This is a genomic window from uncultured Devosia sp. (assembly GCF_913055165.1).
Taxonomy (GTDB): Bacteria; Pseudomonadota; Alphaproteobacteria; order Rhizobiales; family Devosiaceae; genus Devosia.
Genome location: NZ_CAJXJS010000045.1, coordinates 1 through 16,849, shown reverse-complemented (window position 1 = coordinate 16,849; position 16,849 = coordinate 1). Strand labels below are relative to the sequence as shown.

Annotated in this window: 16 protein-coding genes; 9 read left to right on the top strand and 7 right to left on the bottom strand. The window is 57.2% G+C overall.

Going from position 1 to position 16,849, the window contains the following annotated elements:
* Positions 1 to 218 precede the first annotated feature (218 nt).
* The 7 genes from QZ564_RS13905 to QZ564_RS13875 form a co-directional block, all read right to left on the bottom strand.
* Positions 219 to 452, bottom strand: coding sequence for a YrhB domain-containing protein (locus tag QZ564_RS13905; RefSeq protein ID WP_297111056.1), 234 nt, complete (start codon positions 450 to 452; stop codon positions 219 to 221).
* 165 nt (positions 453 to 617) lie between these two features.
* A complete protein-coding gene (locus QZ564_RS13900) occupies positions 618 to 1,244 on the bottom strand; it encodes a LysE family translocator (protein WP_297111028.1) in 627 nt (208 codons plus the stop codon).
* 110 nt (positions 1,245 to 1,354) lie between these two features.
* Positions 1,355 to 2,335: a Gfo/Idh/MocA family oxidoreductase gene (locus tag QZ564_RS13895; RefSeq protein ID WP_297111025.1), complete on the bottom strand. Its 981-nt coding sequence runs from the start codon at positions 2,333 to 2,335 to the stop codon at positions 1,355 to 1,357.
* A gap of 51 nt (positions 2,336 to 2,386) precedes the next feature.
* A complete protein-coding gene (locus QZ564_RS13890) occupies positions 2,387 to 3,559 on the bottom strand; it encodes a Gfo/Idh/MocA family oxidoreductase (protein ID WP_297111022.1) in 1,173 nt (390 codons plus the stop codon).
* Complete coding sequence (gene iolE, locus QZ564_RS13885; protein WP_297111020.1) at positions 3,556 to 4,467, bottom strand: myo-inosose-2 dehydratase; 912 nt, start codon at positions 4,465 to 4,467, stop codon at positions 3,556 to 3,558. The genes QZ564_RS13890 and iolE (QZ564_RS13885) overlap by 4 nt, the downstream gene beginning before the upstream one ends.
* A 1-nt stretch (position 4,468) precedes the next feature.
* Positions 4,469 to 5,518 carry a Gfo/Idh/MocA family oxidoreductase gene (locus tag QZ564_RS13880; protein ID WP_297111017.1) on the bottom strand — a complete coding sequence of 350 codons (1,050 nt, stop codon included), beginning with the start codon at positions 5,516 to 5,518 and terminating at the stop codon, positions 4,469 to 4,471.
* A gap of 120 nt (positions 5,519 to 5,638) precedes the next feature.
* Positions 5,639 to 6,622, bottom strand: a complete 984-nt coding sequence (locus QZ564_RS13875) for a LacI family DNA-binding transcriptional regulator (RefSeq protein ID WP_297111014.1) — start codon at positions 6,620 to 6,622, stop codon at positions 5,639 to 5,641.
* Positions 6,623 to 6,747: 125 nt separating this feature from the next.
* Between QZ564_RS13875 and QZ564_RS13870 the strand changes: the two genes are divergently transcribed.
* From QZ564_RS13870 to iolC, 9 genes are all read left to right on the top strand, one after another.
* On the top strand, positions 6,748 to 7,776 hold the full coding sequence (locus QZ564_RS13870) for a LacI family DNA-binding transcriptional regulator (protein WP_297111010.1): 1,029 nt from the start codon (positions 6,748 to 6,750) through the stop codon (positions 7,774 to 7,776).
* Between the two features lie 232 nt (positions 7,777 to 8,008).
* Positions 8,009 to 8,953, top strand: a complete 945-nt coding sequence (locus tag QZ564_RS13865; protein WP_297111007.1) for a sugar ABC transporter substrate-binding protein — start codon at positions 8,009 to 8,011, stop codon at positions 8,951 to 8,953.
* Positions 8,954 to 9,035: 82 nt separating this feature from the next.
* Complete coding sequence (locus tag QZ564_RS13860) at positions 9,036 to 10,589, top strand: sugar ABC transporter ATP-binding protein (RefSeq protein WP_297111004.1); 1,554 nt, start codon at positions 9,036 to 9,038, stop codon at positions 10,587 to 10,589.
* 20 nt (positions 10,590 to 10,609) lie between these two features.
* Complete coding sequence (locus tag QZ564_RS13855; RefSeq protein WP_297111054.1) at positions 10,610 to 11,647, top strand: ABC transporter permease; 1,038 nt, start codon at positions 10,610 to 10,612, stop codon at positions 11,645 to 11,647.
* Between the two features lie 89 nt (positions 11,648 to 11,736).
* Positions 11,737 to 12,636 carry a sugar phosphate isomerase/epimerase gene (locus tag QZ564_RS13850; RefSeq protein ID WP_297111001.1) on the top strand — a complete coding sequence of 300 codons (900 nt, stop codon included), beginning with the start codon at positions 11,737 to 11,739 and terminating at the stop codon, positions 12,634 to 12,636.
* A gap of 9 nt (positions 12,637 to 12,645) precedes the next feature.
* Entirely contained in the window at positions 12,646 to 13,656 is a 1,011-nt protein-coding gene (locus QZ564_RS13845) for a Gfo/Idh/MocA family oxidoreductase (protein WP_297110998.1), read from the top strand.
* Positions 13,657 to 13,663: 7 nt separating this feature from the next.
* Entirely contained in the window at positions 13,664 to 14,449 is a 786-nt protein-coding gene (locus tag QZ564_RS13840) for a TIM barrel protein (protein ID WP_297110995.1), read from the top strand.
* Positions 14,450 to 14,464: 15 nt separating this feature from the next.
* Positions 14,465 to 15,358, top strand: coding sequence for a myo-inosose-2 dehydratase (iolE, locus tag QZ564_RS13835; protein WP_297110993.1), 894 nt, complete (start codon positions 14,465 to 14,467; stop codon positions 15,356 to 15,358).
* Positions 15,355 to 16,849, top strand: a 1,495-nt coding sequence (gene iolC / locus QZ564_RS13830) for a 5-dehydro-2-deoxygluconokinase (RefSeq protein WP_297110990.1), incomplete at its 3' end; no start/stop codon positions are given. The genes iolE (QZ564_RS13835) and iolC, both read left to right, overlap by 4 nt.

Below are 16,849 nucleotides of genomic sequence, written 5' to 3'. Positions count from 1 at the left end.
GAGCGGTGTGACACGCAAGCTTGCGCCGATAGGCGCCGAGAAAGCGCCCCATTCCCGCCGTTCCGAGCACCAATACGATTTCTCAAAAGCCGCCGGCCTGCTCTGGTGACGGCCACGTCCCAATCGGGGTGGGTTACGGACTGTCAGGTTATGGCGCAAAGCCTGCCGAATTGGACTTTGGCTGGTCGCTTTCACGCCTCCACTCTTGCCGCAAGCAGTCAGGTCCAAACGGGTTGTTCTGGCTTCCTGTACATGCGCGCCGCAGGCAAGTTTGCCTCAAAACGTTGCAGATACTCAGTTGTCGGAAGTGCGGTACCTAGGAGGGTTATCTCGCCGCTGTCCCTATCGACAACGAAAGGCGCATTTCCCGCCAATCTATTCGAGATGTCGTCTGGTTTGGTCAGAGAGTCTTTGGAAACGCAAAAGAAAACCCAACCGTATGGCTTCGCTATGGTGGCGTCTTGGTGACCTGAGCCCCCAGTCCCCTCCGGTTTTACGGAGAGACCTTGAGTTGATGCACTGGGACCAATCTTTGGATCGCCGGTGGGCAGAGTTTTCCGGCCTTCTGCACTGAGAGCGCCTCAGCTCCGTGTCGCATAGCCCCTCGCGACTGGTCTTCACTGATTTGAAAAAGCAAGTCTGAGAGCCAGTGTTGCAAAGACAAGTGCAGCAGTACGATTGAGCCAGAGTTGAACCCGTGTTGAAGTCCTAACCCAGTGACTTAGAGTGCCAGCGAGAATGGTAATAAGACCGAAGGATGCAAATGCGCATATTACGAAAGTCAGCCCGAGAAGAAGCATCTGAATGGTAATGTTTCCACGCTCAGGAGAGGTGAATTGTGGTAGGAAGGCTAAGAAAAATATCGCGACCTTTGGATTGGTCAGGTTCATTAGAATTCCACGTACAATCATATGCCGCAGCGGTTTTTGTCCATCTTCTGTTCCGCTTATTCTTGTTGGTTTCTCCATAATTGCTCGATAGGCGAGGTACATCAGGTAAGCTGCGCCAATATACTTAAGGAGATCGAAGGCCGCTTGCGAAGTCTGAAAAATCGCTGCCACGCCCAATGATACGGCGATGGTGTGCACGATCAATCCAATGCAGAGTCCAATGGTCACGCTGAGACCCACCTTTCGGCCAGAAAGAGCGGACTGGGTCAAGACAAATAGATTGTCCGGTCCCGGAACCCATGCGAGTAGTGTTGCCGCACCCATGAATCCAAGTAAGGTCTCTGTGGGAATCATGTGGTTAACCTCGGGTTGGGCTGAATAATTGATCCGGTACAAGATGCGTGCTGAATCGCGGCGCTCGGTCGGTAGCGTGTTTTGACGTATTCAATACTTATTTCCTGATGCTATTGCCGCCATCGCAGATCGAGAGCGTCGCGGATTCGGTCCAGGGTAGTCATTGTCGCCAAGGCGTCTTCATGGTTTCGGCAAGGTGTTTCCGTGAGCCCCAGCCCAATGCAGCGGGCGACCTCTACCGCTTCGTGGAAGAGCCCATCCAAATGGGTTGCGCGCTCTTCTTCATGATGCAGGACCTGCGACCCGTCACGACTTCGAAGGGTGAAGCCGCCGGGCAGATGGAACTCGTCATCGAACCAGATACTCGCCCTGCTTCCGGTGATGATGGCGTTGGTAGGGGTAAATCCGTAAAGCCCTGTTGCCATCGTGCCGATATTGCCCTCCCCGTTTGCTAGCACGACCGCGAGTTGCCCCATCACCCCCGAGCGGTCCCATTGTCCAGAGCCGGTCACCCGGACAAAGTCGCCCATGAGCTTGGTCAGCAGGGAAACCGGGTAAGTTCCCAGATCAAGCAGTGGTCCACCGGCAAGGCTCGGGTCAAAGATGCGGTGGTCCGTTGAGAAATTTTCGCCATATTCCGTATAGACAGATCGGATCTCGCCAAGGACGTCACTTTCCAGCAATTGGGCGATTACGTCGAACTTTGGCAGATAATATGTCCAAAGCGCCTCCGCAAAGAACAGTCCTTTTCGGCGCGAGAGCTCCACCATCTCCACGGCTTGGACACGGTCGATCGCGATGGGCTTTTCGACCAGAACATGCTTGCCCGCATTGAGAGCCAGCAAGACGTGTTGATGGTGTGCATTGTGCGGTGTGGCGACATAGATGACGTCGATCTCCGGGTCGGATACGAGCGCATCATAGCTGCCATAGGCCTTGGTAATGCCATGCGTCGCGCTGAAGCTCTTTGCTTTCTCGGGGTCGCGCGAACCAATGGCGGAAATGACCTGGCCGGTGTGGGTAGTGACCGAGCGCGTAAATTTGTCGGCGATCCACCCCGTGCCCATTATGCCCCAGCGAAGGCTCGGCACTGGTGGGGCGGTCCGGGGGCGCGGGAGAGCGCAAGGGAAACCCATATCTGTTCAGCCCTTCCTCACGTTTTGCCAGGAGCCCGTGGTCAGTGACGTCTCCATGGCGTCGATAATCCGCTCGTTGACGAGGCCGAATTCAAAATTGGGATAGCAGTCCGTCTCCGACATGATCCCGTGGATGAGATCCCGGACCTCGATGACCTTGACGTCGAAGTATCCAAGACCGCCGCCGGCGAAATCAAAGCCGAAAAAGCCTGAAAATTGCGGTACCTGCGATCCCGCCAAAATGGTTTTGAAGCCCCGGTCGGGCTTTGGGTCAGTGAAGCGAGAAATCTTGAGTTCATTGAAGCGCTCCCCGTCCATCAGGATAGTGCCTTCGGTTCCCGACACTTCCCAATAGATTCCGAAGACTTTTCCGGCGGCAACGCGGGAGGCTTCGATAGTGCCGCCGGCGCCGCTGCGGAACTTCACAAGCGCCTGAATCTGGTCTTCGTTCTCGACCTCGGCTCGCGGGGACTGTTCACCGGCCTTGGCGCCATAGCCTGTTCCACCCTCTGGTATTGGGCGGGTGGGGAAGAATGTCTGCGCCTGAGCTACCACGCTCTCTATGTCGCCCATTAGATATTGGGCGACAGAAATAACGTGGCTCCCTAGATCGCCCAGAGCGCCGGAGCCGGCTTGTTTGCGTGTGCAACGCCAGGAAAAGGGCAAGTCCGGATCGTTGAAAAACCCCTGATCGAACCAGCCCCGGAACCGCATGGGTGTGCCGATCTCGCCCCGGTCTATGATCTGCTTTGCGAGCATGGCCGCGGGCGTTTTTATGTTGTTGAAGGCGACCATGGTCTTAACGCCGCCGGCTTGGGCGGACGCGGCCATTGTTTCTGCCTCGACCAGCGTCACCGACAGGGGCTTTTCGCAATAAACGTGTTTTCCTGCCGCTATGGCAGCCAGGGCCATGTCGTGGTGCAGGGCGTTGGGAGACGTGATGTCGACGACATCGACAGTCGGATCGGCAATAAGCTGGCGCCAATCACCAGTCGATTTTTCAAAGCCTAACCGGCTCGCTGCGCTGGCGGCAAGGTCGTCGCTGGCATCGGCGAGCATATAGAGATGTGGCTTGGCTGGAAGGTCCGGGTAAAGAATGGCCGCACGGTGGAATGCGTCGGCATGAGCCTGGCCCATGAAGCCCGAGCCGATGAGGCCGATATTGAGAGTTTTTGTCATGCTGATTTTCCGAAAAGGGTTGTGACGTGGTCGAATGCGCGCCTGGTTGCAGCTTCCGGCTCAGCCTCTGCCAGGCTCGGGTCCTGTTCGGCCTCGACGACCATCCAGCCTTGGTATCCGGAGGTTTTTACGTATGTGGCCAAGGGGGCAAAGTCGATATCGCCATCGCCGGGGACGGTGAACATGCCCATTCGCACCGCCGTGTTGAACGACAGGTTCTGGTCCCGAACCTGCTCCATGCGCTCGGATCGGACATCCTTGAGGTGAATATGCCGGATCAGATCGCCGAAACGCTCGATTAGCCTGGTATATTCGAAACCGGCCGCGTGAGCGTGCCCGGTGTCAAGGAGCAATCCGCAACGCGCTCTGTCGATGATGCTACTGATCTCGTCAAAGGTTTCTGCCACCATCATAAGGTGATGATGGTAGGCCAACGTCAATCCATACTCGCCTTCTAGCCGCTGGGTGAATTCGGCAAGCCGCGCGCCATAGCTGTCGACAGCGCCGCCGTCCAGAACCAGTCTTTCATTCATGGGAAGGTCGAGCGGAGCGCCGGGCGCCATTTTGCCCACCGGGCCATAGACTATGATCTTTGCACCAACGTCTCGCAGCAGTTTTGCATGCGGTTCGACGGCCACCATTTCGGCGGAGACATCACGTTCGGCAAGAAATCCGGAATACCAGCCGGTCACCAACTCAAGTTTATGAGAGGCCAGTGTGTTCCGTAGAAGGCAAGGGTCGCGCGGAAACTTTCGTCCCAGTTCGACACCTTCATAGCCATTGGCACGTGCATGCGAGAGGCAGGTCTCAAGAGGTGTCTCTCCTCCCAGGTCATCCAGGACTTCATTTGTCCAGGATAGCGGCGACACGCCGAGCTGGACGCCGTCCGGCAATTGTTCGATAGCCAATTCACTCTCCCTGCAGTTGCCAGCCTGGTGTCAGCTCGACGGGCAAGCCTGAAATGATGGATTGAAGCGAAGCCTCGGCAAGTCTTTGGGCCTCCAGGCCATCTCGGATGGTCGCAAGCGGGGCAGGGCCACCGCGCAGCCAGGTAAGAAAGGCCTCCATTTCGGCGCTATAGGCCGACGCAAAACGAGTGATGAAATAGTCTTTGGGAGGGGCGGTTAGCGCACCCTCGGCAGATGCAATGCGCACATTGCTGTCTGCGCCGTTATCGATAAACAAAACCTCGTGGCTGCAATGGGCCTCCAAGCGCTGATCGTAGCCCAGAGGCCCTCGTCGGCTATTGGCCATCTGGATCATGCAGCCTGAAGCTGTGGTCATGACCACCATGAGCGTATCGATGTCACCGGCGGCGCCGATAGCTGGTTCGATTTGACAATTTCCAACGGCGAACACCCGCACGATTTCTTCGCCGCACATGTATCGCGCCTGATCGAAATCGTGGATCGCCTGGTCCTGCAACATTCCTCCCGAGCGGCGCACATAGTCGATGGATGGAGGGGCAGGGTCGCGCGTATGCATGATCAACTGTTCGAGCTGCCCCGACCGTCCTGATTGGATGCGCTGGCGAACAGTCCGGAAATCCGGATCATAGCGGCGCTGAAAGCCAAGCATGCACCGGATGCCAAACTGTTCGACGGCTTCCGTCACGCGTACGACGGTTCTGAAATCAAGGCTGACGGGTTTTTCGCAGAAAACCGCCAATCCGCGCTCCGCGGCGGCAATTATGAGCTCAGCGTGGCTGTCTGTGGACGAGCAGATAAGCACGCCGTCAAGCGCGTCATCGTTCAAGGCCATTTTGGCATCGCTGTGTCGGGTCGCCAGGGTGTGGGCCAATGCAGCGCCAGCCGGTGTCGGATCGACAACATGTCTTAGTTCTACGCCCGGCATCGCGGAAACATTGTGAGCATGCACGGCGCCGATCCGTCCGGCACCAAACAGAGCCAGCCGCACTGGACGGTTGGGGGTGTCGATGCCCCCATTGTCCGCAGTCATTGTCGCTATCCTCCTGCCGCGGAAGCCAGATCAAGGCTCGCGGCTGCCCTGACGCTAGCAACTGAATGGGGAACGACAACTGCAAATTTGAAGAGATTTCTTCAAATTGACCGAGCTGGATCAGGCGTTTTCGATCATGTGGATATGGATCGGCGTGACCCTGCTTTCAGGCGATCCCTCCAGCCTGCCGAGCAAGCAGGCCATAGTTTGTATGGCCACGCGCACCTCGAATGCAGGATCTTGATCGATCACTGCATCAATGCGCTTATCCAGCAATAACTGGCGCCTTTCCGTTGTGAGTTCGTGCGTCACCAGCGAAACCGTGCCGCTCCTCCCTGCAAGGTCCAGCGCCTCGGCGACGGCCCGTGCCCCCTGTGACGAGACGTAGATACCCTGGATGTCCGAATGCAGTTGAAGCGCGCGGACTGCAATCCGGTGCGCCTTATTTTCGTCGTCGCCGCATTCACGCACAGGCAAGATGCGGCATTGGGGATAACGATCCGACATAACGGCGCCGAAGCCTTGGATGCGCCGCTCCTGCCCTTCCATCGCGAGCGCGCCAGCAATGACCAGAACCTTTCCGCCGTCCTTCACTATAAAGCGGCCCAAAAGGTCCCCGGCCACACGTCCGGCCTGAATGTCATCGGGTCCTACATAAGCTTGGCGTCCACAATCAGGGATGTCAGTGGCAACAGTGATAAGGGGGATGTTACGGCTGACCTTGATGAGCGCTGCTGAAATCTCCGGGCTGCGCGAAAGGCTCACCATAAGGCCGTCATATCGGCTACCTACGCTTTCGATCAGTTTCATCAGCTTGCGCCGATCAGATGCCATATGAAAGATGCTGAGGCTTAGGTTCAGGCCTGACATCTCAAGACTGGCCGCACGGAATTGTTTTTGCATTTCTGCATGGAAGGGGTTGCTTGCCTGCTGCAGAATGATGGCGATCTGCAAGGTTCGTGCTGCGCGCAGATCCAGTGCCCGGTCCAGACCAAGCCTGCGAGCCCAAAGCAAAACTCGCCTTTCTTTGTCCGGCGTTACACCGCCGCGATTGTTTAGCACGCGATCCACCGTAGACCGCGAAACGCCTGCAGCGATGCTCACATCCTGCGCCGTTGGCTTTCGTCCCATACACAACACCCCACAGACGGCCTGCACTAGAAAATGATATTACTCCGTCAAGAGTGATGTTAGTACATCAGAATGATGAGACTAAGAGATTGCTGTTCATGCCTAAGATAACTATCGCCCAGCTTGCCCGGGAAGCTGGCGTCAGTACTGCCACTGTGGACCGTGTTATCAACGGGAGGCACCAGGTTCGCGCGGATACAGCCCAGAAGGTTGAGCAGGCGGCGCGGCGCCTAGGGTATCACGGTCTCAATTCAATCAGCAGCAGAGTAGATGCCGTTCGGCCTGAACTGCATTTCGGGTTTATCCTCCAGAAGGGACGCCACGCATTCTACCAACATTTCGTCCAGGAGATTGGGGAGGCGATGGCGTCGTGCACCACGCACCGAATTTCGACAAGTATCAAATTTGCTGAGACCACGCAGCCGGGCGAGCTGGCCGACCTTATTCGATCTTTGGCAGGAAAAGTTGACGCTCTGGCCGCAACTGGCCTTGATCATCACGAGGTTACGCTGGCAGTCCAAGAGCTCAAGAACGCCGGTACTCCCACTTTCTCTTTGCTCTCTGACTTCGCTCAAGGCGTGCGCGAGAGTTATATTGGCCTTAACAACCTAAAAGTTGGTCGTGCTGTCGGCTGGCTGATGGCGAAGCTGGCTAGCCGGAAAGGCAAAGTCGGTGTTTTCATTGGTGGAACGCGCTTTCATGGGCATGAATTGCGCGAGACTGGCTTCCGGAGCTCCCTGCGTGAATACGCGCCTCACCTCGAAATGCTCAATCCATTAGTGAACATGGAGAATCGCCAGTTCACCTATGAAGCTACAGTCCAGATGTTGGACGACCATCCGGATCTCGTTGGTATATATTGTGCAGGAGGCGGCATGGAGGGCGCGATCTCGGCGGTAAGGGAACTGAGTAGGCCTGGCGAAGTCGTCCTGATCGTCAACGAATTGACCGATGAATCCCGCATGGCGCTACAAGACAGGACGGTCTCGATTGTTATTGGCACCCCGTTGAGAAACATGTGCGAAGATCTGCGGGATGTGATGGTTGCCGTAACGGAGCGTGGTCTGTCCGCCACCCCGGGGCAGCATTTTCTGCCCAGCGAAGTATGGACCCCTGAATCGCTTTAGCCGTTGATGGAAATCAATCAAGACAGTATTTGATTCTATCAAGAATGATGTATTTGCTGCATGTTCTGTGATTGACTATCGTCAGCGTTGTGAGGAATCTTCGTCCGTGATCTCGCGGTGGGCGCGAGATTTGGGAGGTGAGCAGGTTCTGCCCACACGGATCAAGATTTTTGGTTTGTGCGTGGTGGCTGCTCCACTTTGAGGCGCCGAGGGATGGCGTCTGGGAGGAAGAATGAACAAGCTTATGTTGTCGACCGCTATCGCCCTGACGATGGTAGGCTCAGCCAGTGCACAGAATATCGGCGTCTCGATGGCGCTGTTCGATGACAACTTCCTGACGGTCTTGCGAACCGGGATGGAAGACCAAGCGGCGTCGCTGAACGGCGTCCAGTTGCAGGTTGAGGACGCTCAGAACGACGTGGGCCGTCAGCTTAACCAGATCCAAAACTTTGTTGCTTCAGGCGTCGATGCGATCATAGTAAACCCCGTGGATACCGACGCAACTGAGACCATGAGCCAACTGGCCGTGGAGGGCGGCATACCTCTTGTGTATGTCAATCGTATGCCGGTTAACATCGATACTCTCCCAGAAAATCAGGCGTTCGTCGCTTCGAACGAAGTCGAGTCGGGTACCCTGCAAACCGAAGAGATTTGTCGGCTCCTGAAGGAAGAGGGTAAGGGCGAGGGCGCAAAGGCAGTTGTCATGATGGGCGAGCTGTCCAACCAGGCTGCGCGTCAACGCACGCAGGACATTCTGGATGTGATCGCAACGCCAGACTGTGCATTCATCGAAATCGTCGAGCAGCAGACGGCCAACTGGTCGCGGACCCAAGGCCAGGATTTGATGTCGAACTGGCTCTCGGCCGGTGTCGAATTCGACGCCGTCATTGCCAACAATGATGAGATGGCCCTCGGCGCAATCCAGGCACTCAAGGCTGCCGGAATTGCCATGGACGATGTTGTCGTAGGTGGCATCGACGCCACTCAGGATGCGCTCGCTGCAATGCAGGCGGGCGATCTTGATGTGACAGTTTTCCAGAATGCTGCGGGTCAGGGGCAGGGTTCTTTGGATGCCGCGATCAAACTTGCGGCCGGGGAAGCCGTAGACCAGAAAGTCTGGATTCCATTCGAACTGGTTACTCCCAACAATATCGACGACTACCTGTCGGCAAACTGATCGCCTCCCTGGCGTTCGGGATATCGGGGGCGACCCCGATATCCAATTTTCCCGCATTTTGATGCTGGTGGAGGAGGGTGTCATGGCGGCACAGGCGGCAGTCAGTCCCCAAACGATGCGAGCGGTCAGGCATAGCGGTGCCGTGCCGTCATCAGAATTTCTTCTCGAAATAGAGGGGGTGCGCAAAGAGTTCCCTGGCGTCGTCGCCTTGGATGACATCCGGTTTACGCTAAAGCGCGGCACAGTTCACGCTCTGATGGGCGAGAATGGTGCCGGCAAGTCTACCCTTATGAAGATTATTGCCGGCATTTATCAACCTGACGCAGGCAGCATAAAGCTCAAAGGGCTGGGTATCCGTTTGGAATCACCCCTAGACGCGCTCGAAAATGGCATCGCAATGATCCATCAGGAGCTCAATCTGATGAGCTTCATGACCGTGGCAGAAAATATCTGGATTCGGCGTGAGCCACTGAACAGGCTTGGTCTAGTCGATCATGCCCGAATGCACAGAATGACCCAGGAACTGTTTGATCGGCTCAATATAGACCTCGATCCAGACGCTGAGATCGGCAGCTTGTCGGTCGCGAACCGCCAAATGGTGGAGATCGCAAAGGCGGTGTCCTACGAGTCTGACGTTCTGATCATGGATGAGCCGACATCAGCGCTGACAGAGCGGGAGGTCGCCCATCTGTTCCAGATAATTCGCGATCTTCGCGCGCAGGGGATCGGCATCATCTACATTACCCATAAAATGAACGAGCTCTTCGAAATTGCCGACGAGTTCTCGGTGTTTCGCGACGGCCGCTTCATCGCAACACAGCCCGCTTCGGCCGTGACGCGCGACGATATCATCAAGATGATGGTGGGGCGCGAAATCACCCAGATGTTTCCCAAGGAGGATGTGCCTATTGGTGAGGTTGTCCTTTCCGTCAAGGGACTGACCCTGGGCTCAAGGTTTCGGGATGTGTCCTTTGACCTGCGTGCTGGCGAAATCCTTGGCGTGGCCGGGCTGGTAGGATCAGGGCGCTCCAATGTTGCGGAAACTCTGTTCGGCGTAACTCCAGCCACTGCTGGCTCTATTGAAGTTTTTGGCAAACAGGTGACGATCAGCAGCCCCTATAAGGCCCTGCTTCTCGGCATGGCCTTCTTGACTGAGGATCGCAAGGATACCGGCTGCTTCCTATCGCTCGACGTACAGGAGAACATGCAGATGGCAGTGCTGCATGAAAACTTCGTGCGCGCCGGCTTTGTTTCGGAGAGCGCCATAGCGACGGCCTGCGAAGATATGTGCGGCAAGTTGCGCGTCAAGACGCCGGGACTGGGGGAGCGGATCGAAAACCTTTCGGGCGGCAATCAACAGAAGGTTCTTGTGGGGCGCTGGCTGCTCACGCAGCCAAAAATCCTCATCCTGGATGAGCCCACCCGAGGTATCGATGTCGGAGCCAAGGCCGAGATTCATCGCCTTGTTACTGAACTGGCGAGGACGGGCGTGGCGGTCCTGATGATCTCGTCTGAGATGCCGGAAGTCCTGGGAATGAGCGACCGCATCATGGTCATGCACGAGGGTCGGGTAACCGGCATCTTGGACCGCAGTGAAGCGGATCAAGTCAAGATCATGGATCTGGCGGCAAAATGAACGAAGGGCAGGAGAAAGTCATGTCAACGCAAACCACGTCCAGCGCGTCCGCGCCCATTGAGTCGATCGCGCGGGCGCGCCGGTGGCCGCAAGAGGTCAACATCTTGCTGGTGCTGCTCGGCATTGCTCTGTTGTTTGAGCTGCTTGGCTGGTTCATTCAGGGACAGAGCTTCCTATTCAACTACAATCGCCTGCAGATTATGATCCTGCAGGTGGCGGTCATCGGTATTATCGCTGTTGGGGTGACGCAGGTCATCATCACTGGGGGCATTGACCTGTCGTCTGGTTCTGTCGTTGCAGCCACGGCGATGATTGCGGCGAGCTTTGCACAGTCATCGGACTGGGCCCGAGTTATCTATCCGAGCCTGACAGACCTGCCGTTTTTCGTGCCATTAGCAGTGGGGCTCGGCGTTGGCCTGATCGCGGGCATCACCAACGGCGCACTCATCGCCTACACTAAGATTCCGCCGTTCATCGCAACCTTGGGGATGATGGTTTCCGCGCGCGGAATCTCGCGCTGGTACACCAATGGCAATCCGGTCTCAGGTTTTACCGATGATTTTGTGTTGATCGGTGATGGGCTTGGCCGATGGATGCCGGTGGTGATTTTTCTTGCCGTAGCGCTCATCTTTCACATCGCGCTGCGCTACACTCGATACGGCAAGTTCACCTATGCCATCGGCGCCAACCAGCAGGCCGCGCGGGTATCCGGTATCAACATCGAGCGGCACCTGGTGAAGGTCTACGCCATTGCCGGATTGCTGGCCGGGCTCGCAGGTGTGGTCGCCATTGCCCGCATCAAGACAGCACAGGCCGGCATGGGGATGATGTATGAGCTCGACGCCATCGCCGCTGCCGTGATTGGCGGTGTCTCGTTGGCCGGTGGTCAGGGCAAGATAACGGGCGCTGTCATCGGCGCGCTCATTCTGGGCGTGATGATCTCGGGCTTCACCTTCCTGCGCGTCGACGCCTACTACCAGGATATCATAAAGGGCGGGATTATTGTGGCAGCAGTGGTGGTGGACCAGTATCGCCAGCGTCGCCGCAAAAAGTCCTAACCTCAAAAATTCTCGTTCTGTACCATAGGTTTACGGGCCAATAGGCGGCCCGGCAGGAACCGGCTTGCCCAAATTTCGGAGAAGTCTCGATGAAAATCGCCCTAGACCCGCATATGCACCGTCATCTCAGCCTAGACGAACTGCCTGGAAAGGTTGCAGAGCTCGGCTACGAATGGATCGAGCTCAGTCCTCGCGCCGATTTTCTTGAATGGTTCAAGGCCCCTCGGGTCTTCCCGGAGCGCATCCGAAGCCTCAAGAAGTCGCTCAAGGCGAATGGCGTCGGAATTGCGTCTCTTCTGCCCATGTATCGTTGGGCCAGCAATGATGAGGTCGAGCGTCAGGCGGCAGTTAAGCACTGGAAGCGCGCAATAGAGATCGCTGTTGAGCTCGAAGTTGACGTGATGAACTCAGAGTTCGGGCGTGGACCTCATCCTGACAAGGGCTCCTGCTACTGCTGTCACACCGGTTCAATGATCGAAGCCTGCGAGGACGCTTGGTGGCGCTCCATGGAAGAGTTAGTGCCGACTTTTGAGAAGCAAGGCATTACCCTGCACGTCGAGCCACACCCTGAGGACTGGTGTGAGACGCTTCAACCTGCCGTCGATATCATCCGCACAGTGAACTCAAAGAATGTGAAGTTCCTCTACTGCGCACCTCACACCTTCTATTTCGGGGATGACACCAAGGCCATGCTCCGGCAGTGCGCCGATGTCTTGGCACATGTCCATGTGGGCGACACCTTCAATCACAGGGCCAGCTCCGGCCTGCGATATATTCTAAATCCACCGGGCACCCAGGCGCGCGTTCACCAGCATCTAGACATTGGCCAAGGTGAGGTTCCATGGGACGACTTCTTCGGGACACTGGCTGAAATCGGCTTTGACGGCATTATGACAGCTTGCGTTTTTGCCTGGGAAGATAGGGCCGATCACTCTGGAAAGTTTATGCGCTCCGAAATGCAGCGCTATATCGACCAATACTTCAAGTAGGAGGCTGCAATGGCAGTCAGAATTGGCGTCATTGGCGCGGGTGCCATTGGCAAGGATCATGCCCGACGCATCAATCATGTATTGTCGGGAGCGAAAGTCGTCGGCGTCTCCGACGTCAGCGCGGACAATGCCGCCTCCCTGAAAGCGGAAGTGGCAGCAGATGCGCAGCTGTTTGCAACCGGCGAAGAGTTAATCTCGTCTGATCAGGTCGATGCCGTCTTGGTAACGTCCTGGGGCGCGACGCATGAGCAATATGTCCTGGCCGCGATCGCGGCGGGCAAGCCCTGCTTCTGCGAGAAACCTTTGGCAACAACTGCCGATGGAGCAAGGCGTGTCGTCGATGCCGAAGCCGCAGCCGGCCGCCGTTTGGTTCAAGTCGGTTTCATGCGCCGATACGACGCCGGGTATCGCCTGCTCAAGCGGGTTGTCGACAGCAGCATAGGGGTGCCGTTGATGGTACATGCTGCTCACCGCAACCCGTCTGTGCCAGAAGCCTATGTGACGCCCATGGCCATTCACGACACACTCATTCATGAGATCGATGTGTTTCGATGGCTGCTGAATGACGACTATGTCTCTACACAGGTTGTCTATCCACGTGTCACCACCAAGAGCCATTCCAAACTCCGCGACCCCCAGATCATCCTGCTAGAGACCGCCAAGGGCGTACGCATCGATGTGGAAGTGTTCGTCAACTGCCAGTACGGTTACGATATTCAGTGTCAGGTCGTGGGCGAAGAAGGGCTTGCCAATCTGCCGGAGCCCATGGCGATCCAGATGCGCAAGGATGCGTCCCTGCAGACTCCGATCATGACAGACTGGAAGCAGCGCTTCATCGACAGCTATGACGTCGAATTGCAGGATTTCATAAATGCGGCGGCCAGTGGGACTGCCAGCGGCCCGAGCTCCTGGGATGGCTATGTAGCGGCAATCACAGCCGATGCCTGCGTGATGGCCCAGGAGCAATCAGGCTCCATTATTCCCATCGAGCTTCCTGTCCGGCCAGCTCTTTACCACTAGGTCAACCATGCGTTTTGCACTCAATCACATCGCCGCGCCTGACCGCTCGCTCGACGCCTTCTTTGCGCTCGCCCGCGAACTTGGCATGACGGAAGTAGAAATCCGCAATGACACGCCGGATATGGTCGGCTCTGTCCCGGCTTCTGCGGTCCGGCTTGCTGCCGACAAAGCCGGTGTCACCATTCTTTCGATCAATGCCGTTTACCCCTTCAATGTCTGGTCAGGCGACCTGCCGAAAAAGGCTGAGCTGTTAGCAGACTATGCGAGCGAATGTGGGGCCAAGGGTTTGGTCATGTGTCCGCTCAATGACGGGCGAGAAGTTTCGGACGACGATCTCGTGGCTGCACTGGCCGCAATGCTGCCTATCCTACAGATGCGCGGAATCACTGGTTTGGTCGAACCACTTGGCTTCCCGATTTCGTCCCTGCGGACCAAGCGCAAGGCACTGAACGCCATTGCTCGAGCGGGCGGGCAGGAGACGTACAAGCTCGTCCACGATACCTTCCATCACCATCTGGCCGGCGAGACAGAGTTTTTTCCCGCCGAGACCGGCTTGGTGCATATTTCGGGCGTATCCGATCCCTTTGTGGGAGTCGCCGACATGCTCGATCCGCACCGCGTGCTGGTCGATGCAGATGACCGGCTGAAGAATGTCGAACAGATCCGGGCGATCCGGGCCGCGGGATATACAGGTCCATTCAGCTTTGAACCGTTTGCTGCCGAGGTTCAGGGTCTCGCCGACCTTGAGGTGGCGCTCCGCCAGAGCATTGAGCACATCAAGGCACAACTCTAGTTTTTTGGTAAGCCCATGATCCTTTATGGTACAAATCCGATAGCCTGGTCGAACGATGACGACTGGAGCATCGGCGATCACCTTTCACTTGAAGATTGCCTCGGCGACTGTCGGACAATTGGCTTCGACGGTATCGAGAAAGGGCACAAGATGCCCTCGGATGGTGAGGCGCTCAAAGCCAAGCTCGGGGAATATGGTCTAAGGTTCGCGGCAGGCTGGTACTCGACCAATATCTTGGTCAACGATATCGAGACCGAACTTCGTTCGCTAAAGGCGTGGATCGATTTTACCAAGGCTGCTGGCGGCTCCCACATCAATGCCTGTGAATGCTCCAACACCGTGCATGGCAACGACAGCATCCCTGTCAATAATCGTCCCATTATGACTGATGAGCAATGGGAGCGTTTCTCAACGGGTTATGAAGCGCTATCGGAGCTTGCGTCCCGCGAGGGCGTGAGGATGGGATATCACCATCACATGGGGACGATCATCGAGTCCGCGGACGATATCGACCGCTTCATGGACATGGCCGGTCCACATACACGGCTGCTGCTCGATACAGGACATGCCTATTTCGGCGGCGCAGATCCAGCGCAACTGGCGCGAAAATACATGGATCGGGTGACGCACATCCACTGCAAGAACATCCGGTCTGACAAGATGCAGGAAGTGCGCACGCAAGATCTCTCCTTCCTTGAGGGCGTACGCCGAGGCGCGTTCACTGTTCCCGGCGACGAGCAAGGCTGCGTCGAGTTTGAACCCGTGCTCCGGGTCGCTGCAGATGCCGGCTACCGGGGATGGGTCGTCATCGAGGCGGAACAAGATAGCGCCCGCTATTATCCGTTAGAATATCAACAACTTGGCCTCAAAACACTTAGGGCGATTGCTGAAAAAGTTGGACTTCGATGACAGGCAAGACCATGACCAACGAGCCCGATAAGGCACTCGATGTGATCACCATTGGCCGGTGCTCCGTGGATCTTTATGGCACACAGATCGGTGGCCGGCTGGAAGACATGGCGTCATTTGAGAAATATGTCGGTGGCTCCCCAACCAATATGGCGACGGGCATGGCGCGGCTCGGTCTGCGCTCGGCGCTGATCACGCGGGTGGGCGACGAACACATGGGGCGCTTCATCCGCGAGGAACTGGCTCGAGAGGGGGTCGATGTTCGCGGCATCAAGACGGATCCGGCGCGGCTGACTGCTCTGGTGCTGCTCGGCATCCGGGACGAAAACAGTTTCCCGCTCATCTTCTATCGCGAGAACTGCGCCGACATGGCACTGTGCGAAGAGGATGTCGAAGAGAGCTTTGTTGCAGAAGCGCGTGCGGTGGTTGCCACAGGGACGCATCTGAGCCACCCGAACACCGAAGCGGCGGTGCTCAAGGCTCTTAGCCTGGCCCGCAAGCATGGCGCGCGCACAGCACTCGACATCGACTACCGTCCGAACCTCTGGGGCGTGGCGGGCCATGGCGACGGCGAAAGCCGTTTCGTTGAAAGCGACAAGGTGACCGCCAAGCTGCAGGCGCATCTGTCACTGTTTGACCTGATCGTGGGCACCGAGGAAGAGTTCCACATTGCGGGCGGTTCAACAGACACGATCGCGGCGCTGCGGGCTGTCCGAGCCGTCAGTGACGCGACGCTTGTCTGCAAGCGCGGCGCTGACGGTGCGGTTGCCTTCACGGGCGCGATTCCGGACAGCCTTGACGATGGCGAAGCCGGACCTGGTTTCCCAGTGGAAGTCTTCAATGTGCTGGGTGCCGGCGATGGCTTCATGTCCGGGCTGATCAAGGGCTGGCTTGAGAATGCCAGTTGGGGCAGGGCGCTAGAATACGCCAATGCCTCTGGCGCCTTTGCCGTTAGCCGCCACGGCTGCACACCGGCCTATCCATCGGCCGAGGAACTCGACTTCTTCCTAAAGCGCGGCGTGGTCGAACCGGCGCTGCGCAAGGATAAGCAGCTCGAACAACTACACTGGTCGACCAACCGGCACAATGATTGGTCGATCATGCGCGTCTTCGCTTTCGACCACCGCATGCAACTTGAAGCCATGCCCGGCGCAAGCACTGACAAGATCGACGCCTTCAAGCAATTGTGCCTCAAGGCTGCACTCAGAGTCCAGGATGGGCGGAGTGGCTATGGCATTCTCTGCGACAACCGTCTGGGCAAGCGCGCACTGTACGCGGCGGCCGGGAGTGGACTGTGGATTGGCCGCCCGGTCGAGTGGCCGGGTTCTCGTCCCCTGACCCTCGAGCCCGACTTGGGTCCGGACTTTGGCGGTGTCGGCGAATGGCCGCTGGAGCATGTCGTCAAAGTGCTATGCTTCTGCCACCCAGACGATGAGGCTGGGATGCGGGCCGAGCAGGAGGCGACCATCCAGCGCCTTTATGCGGCTGGCC